At 47.2% G+C, this 4,771-nt stretch carries 5 protein-coding genes; all 5 read right to left on the bottom strand.

Annotation, left to right across the window (positions count from 1 at the left end; all coding sequences use genetic code 11):
• On the bottom strand, positions 1-900 hold a 900-nt coding region (locus JF818_RS07170), incomplete at its 3' end, for a hypothetical protein (protein ID WP_198891348.1).
• 129 nt (positions 901-1,029) lie between these two features.
• On the bottom strand, positions 1,030-2,832 hold the full coding sequence (glmS, locus tag JF818_RS07165) for a glutamine--fructose-6-phosphate transaminase (isomerizing) (RefSeq protein WP_198891347.1): 1,803 nt from the start codon (positions 2,830-2,832) through the stop codon (positions 1,030-1,032).
• Between the two features lie 60 nt (positions 2,833-2,892).
• Positions 2,893-3,516 carry an ABC-2 transporter permease gene (locus JF818_RS07160; RefSeq protein WP_198891346.1) on the bottom strand — a complete coding sequence of 208 codons (624 nt, stop codon included), beginning with the start codon at positions 3,514-3,516 and terminating at the stop codon, positions 2,893-2,895.
• Entirely contained in the window at positions 3,513-4,364 is an 852-nt protein-coding gene (locus JF818_RS07155; protein WP_198891345.1) for an ATP-binding cassette domain-containing protein, read from the bottom strand. The genes JF818_RS07160 and JF818_RS07155 overlap by 4 nt, the downstream gene beginning before the upstream one ends.
• A gap of 1 nt (position 4,365) precedes the next feature.
• Positions 4,366-4,771, bottom strand: a 406-nt coding sequence (locus JF818_RS07150; protein WP_233066672.1) for a GntR family transcriptional regulator, incomplete at its 5' end; no start/stop codon positions are given.

Genomic DNA, 4,771 nt, shown 5'->3' with positions numbered 1-4,771 from the left:
GATCAGGACAATGGCTGTCTTGTTCATTTGTGCGAACGTGTACTTCACAATGTTTTCAATGGTATCGGCTGGAACTGGGAGCGATCCAAAATCGATACCTGCAAGACTCCCGATTCTATCCAGGCTTGAATACATCGATTTGATGATCAGGAACAATGCACCGCTCAGCGCTGTGGTGATCCCGAACCATTGCAAACCGGTGCTTCTCTGCAGCAGGAGAATACAGAGAATCAGGAATACCAGGAAAACGATTATCATGACCAGCAATCCCAGCCAGGTACTCATGAGTGAAAGATATCCCCTGACCATGGTGATGGTTCCTGGAGCCATGTCGCTTACCAGGTCATCAATAACCAGGGTTTCCGGCAAACCAAGTTCGCCGACAATCTGTTCAGCAATTACCGGGATATAAGCCTTGGGAGCCCCGAACATAGCCATCAACTCCATATCTGAGTATTGCTCCAACCCCTTGGCGATATTCTGTTCGATTTCTTCAAGCCTTGGTACCATATCGATGACTGCTGTCAATTTCCCGGATTCGCCGGTAAGACTGTTCACCACATCATCAGTGACCATAATTGCCTGATCCTCGATCCAGTCCACGCCCAGGGCATCGATGATTGCACCGCTGAGCAAGTCCACCTGTGCATCAACACCGGCTTTCTCTACAGGATCTGTGATGGTTTTCCCACCGGTCAGACCATCGCGGACGATATCTGGGATCATATTGGCGATCTCATCATGCACCAATGCGGGAATTTCATTGTCACTGACAACCGTATGGTAGTATTCTTGGTTGAGCAAGGTATTGTTCACACCGCGATACACCATGAATGCCATACCGTATACGATGACTACCACAGACAGTAGTACCAATACAATAATCTTCAGCGCTTTCACTTTCTCTGCCTCCTTACTGGAACAGTTCAATACTTATTCCAGTTCATGTAATCCATTACATGGTGAGGCATGTAAAAGTACAAGTCAAGAAACGAGTAGATGAATACGGAAAATCTCTGGAAATACCAGTTACTCTACGGTAACCGATTTTGCCAGGTTCCTTGGTTTGTCAGGATCATTTCCCTTCTGTACAGAACAGTAATAGGCATACAGCTGACTTACCATTACCGAGAGAATGGGACTGAACAGAGGGTGTGTCTGGGGAATACGGAATATCGTATCAGCCGTTTCATCGAACGTGTGGACTTGCTCGAAGGTAATAACCAGTGCTGTTGCTCCCCTCGCCTTCACTTCCTTGATATTGGAATCCATTTTTGCAAACAAAGAAGGCTGGGTACAGAGAGCCACCACCAATGTGGATGTGTCGACGAGCGCAATAGGTCCATGCTTGAGCTCTCCTGCAGCAAACGCCTCACTGTGCGTATAGCTTATCTCCTTCAGTTTCAGGGCACTCTCAAGGCTGATGGCATAATCGACCAGCCTCCCCATAAAGAACACCTTGGTCTTGTTGAATTGGTTTGCCGCAAACCTCTGGATGTCCTCCTGTCGGTCGAGCAACCGCTGTGCTTGGCTGGGAAGCTGCTGCAGGGCTTCCAGCAAGGCTGACTGATCAGCTTTCGCCAACAAGGTGGCCAAGGAAAACAGACTAAGCAACTGGGTTGTGAAAGCCTTGGTCGATGCAACGGCTATCTCGGGCCCGGCATTGGTATACAGCACCTTGTCCGCCTCACGGCTGAGTGTACAACCAACCACGTTGGTTATCGCCAAAGTCGGTATTCCAAGATTCTTCAGCATCCTGAGTGCCGCGATTGTATCGGCAGTTTCCCCGCTCTGGCTGATAAGGATGCATATTTCCCCTTCTTTTCGGATGTGTCGCTTGTAACGAAGCTCACTTGCGATCACCACCTCAACAGGGATGGCGGCAACCTGTTCAATGACATAGGAAGCAACCATTGCAGCATGGTAGGCAGTACCACAACCAGTGATCAGGAGATGGCTGGCATCCTTTATGAGTGATTCAATATCCACTGGGAATGACAGCTTTCCCTGCTTGTCAAGCTTTGGCCTGAGCGTATCACCAAGTGCCTTTGGTTGCTCGCATATCTCCTTGAGCATGAAATGCTCATAGCCGCACTTCTCAGCTGCTTCCATGTCCCAATCGATGATCTCACATGGACGGGAAAGTTCTTCCCCCTCAAGATTATAGATATGTACTGAATCCTTGGAGAGAACAGCAACCTCCAGATCGTTCAGATACTGGACCTCCCTGGTATGAGAAAGCAATGGAGGGACATCACTTGCAATCAGGGTTGCTCCTTCTGACCTACCGATCACCAGCGGGCTGTCCTTTCTTGCAACCACCAGGATATCCGGTTGGTCCGCACAGACCACGGCAATTGCATAGGATCCCTCCAGACGCTCTACAGACTCCCTGACTGCAAGCAGGAGGTCACCGTTGTAGTGGAAGTCGATCAAGTGTGCTATGACCTCACTGTCTGTCTGGCTGGAAAAAGACACCTGGTGTTTTTCGAGCCAGGTACGTATCTGGCTGTGGTTCTCTATGATAGCGTTATGTACCACGGCAATACTCTGGGAAACATCAGTGTGTGGATGGCTGTTCAAATCACTAGGCTCTCCGTGGGTCGCCCAACGAGTATGCCCAATTCCGCAGCTACCCTCAACAGGATTCTGTTCGACCAGTAGTTCAAGATTGGATAACCTTCCCTTGATCTTCCTGACTTGCAGGTTTCGTTCCTTGGAAATGACAGCAATACCTGCAGAATCATAGCCCCTGTACTCAAGTCTTCTCAGGGCCTCAAGCAAGATTGGTGAAGAAACCTCATTACCGATATATCCGACTATTCCACACATGGCAGCCTTCCTTTGCTTTGTAGTACCATATGTTGTCCGGTTTTTACTACTATTTCATAGTCAAATTTCGATAAATTCCTTGCGATTTATGATCCTGAGTGAAATAAAGTAACTAATTACCAATAAGCTGAATACCAATATTCCTGCGATTAAGGTAACAGATGCCGTATCCTGGGGTGCTGCTTTTGAAGCAACAGTGGTGAGTGCTGACCCAGCTCCCACGATGAGAAACGTGATCAGAATGTACCACACCCTGCTCTTCTCGAAACCGAATTTGAGAATAAGGGGATAGTTCAGTGAAAGGAAAAATAGCCCAAGAAAAAACTGAACAGCCAATGCATTGAGTAATATCTCAACCTCAAATCCCCTGAAAACAACTGTAGAGGCCAGCACCAACAAAATAGAACCGGCAACCGCAAGAAGTCCAAACAGATATTTGCTCTGAACCACCACCTTTCTGGAAACAGGAAGTGCAGAGACATACGCTTCCCAACCATCACTCTGGTCGTATGCAAATGTGGTAAGGGTGAGCATTATCATCATCATGGTACACATTGCCGTATAGAGGAACCCACCCTGCAACCCAGCAAATACTGCAAAAAAGAGAATAATGAACAAGGTAATACCTGAGCGCTTCTTCAAGACATACCAATCTTTCAACATCAAAGTAATTACTGATTTCATGACCAATCTCCTCCCTTGGATACCATGATGATGATTTGCTCCAAGGTGACACGCTGGACCTCCCCAAATGGAGGAACATCCTCACTTCTCATCAGGAACTCACTCTGGAACTGGCCATCCCTCCTACCCTTTATTGCATTGGGTTCAACATCAGCAATCCTTGTGGATGGGATCTGAACCAACCGATACCGTTCAAGCAGTTCATCTTTCTCACTGGATAAGCGAATCTTCCCGTCTTCCAGAAATGTCACATAATCACAGAGCTTTTCCAGATCACTGGTAATGTGACTGCTGATAAGGATCGTGTGATCCTCATCTTCACTGTAACGGGAGAGCAACGTTATAATCTCATCCCTGCTCACAGGATCCAGTCCGCTGGTTGGTTCATCGAGGATCAGGAGTTTTGAGCGATGACTCAGTGCAATTGCCAGTTGCATCTTCACCTTCATGCCCCTTGAACACTTCCTGTAAGGTTTCTTTGGGTCAAGATGGAATTGTCTCAGGAGCTGTTGGTAATAGGAAGCATCCCAAAGAGAATACATTCCCTGAAACACACGTCCCAATTCAAGCGGGTTCAGCATGCTCGGAATACCAGCATCTTCCACCATGAATCCTATGGAGTCCCTTGTCTGGTAATCCAATCCAATATTCGTACTGCCAAGAACCGTAACATTGCCAGCATCCTGGCGCAATAATCCCAGCAAAAGCTTGAGGGTTGTGGTCTTGCCACTTCCGTTCGCTCCAATAAGCCCATGTACGGTACCCTGTGCTATCGAGAATTCCTGGTAATCGAGGATGAAATTTCCTAGTTGTTTTTTCAAACCCTTGCATATGATAGCCTGTTCCATTCTACATATCTCCCCGTTTCAGTAACGCATACATCATTCCAAGTTCATCTTCCCCAAGATCCAGGAAATCTGCGAGCAACATGATTGCCCTCATATGTTCCTCAATTTTTCTCAGGTACTCCTCCTTTATCTGCTCATGATTACGAGAAGCTACATAGCTTCCCTTTGCAGCAATGGTCTGAATATATCCTTCCTTCTCCAATTCGTCATACGCACGTTTTGTGGTGATTACACTGATCCTTAGTTCCTTCGCCAACACCCTGATGGATGGAAGCAACGAACCCTCCTTCAAGACCCCAGAAACGATCTGAGAACGGATTTGTTCTGCAATTTGTGCATAGATGGTATCGGGATTTGCATTCGAATGAATGATGTCCAAGGTTGTTTTCTCCTTTCTGTTCATATAC

It is taken from the genome of Sphaerochaeta sp. S2 (assembly GCF_016406725.1).
Classification (GTDB): domain Bacteria; phylum Spirochaetota; class Spirochaetia; order Sphaerochaetales; family Sphaerochaetaceae; genus Sphaerochaeta.
This window is presented reverse-complemented; position numbering and strand designations above follow the sequence as displayed.

What these genes read in the sequence shown, in the direction of transcription:
- glmS (WP_198891347.1), bottom strand. Translation starts at nt 2,832, where the DNA reads ATGTGTGGAATAGTCGGATATATCGGTAATGAGGTTTCTTCACCAATC.
- JF818_RS07160 (WP_198891346.1), bottom strand. Translation starts at nt 3,516, where the DNA reads ATGAAATCAGTAATTACTTTGATGTTGAAAGATTGGTATGTCTTGAAG.
- JF818_RS07155 (WP_198891345.1), bottom strand. Translation starts at nt 4,364, where the DNA reads ATGGAACAGGCTATCATATGCAAGGGTTTGAAAAAACAACTAGGAAAT.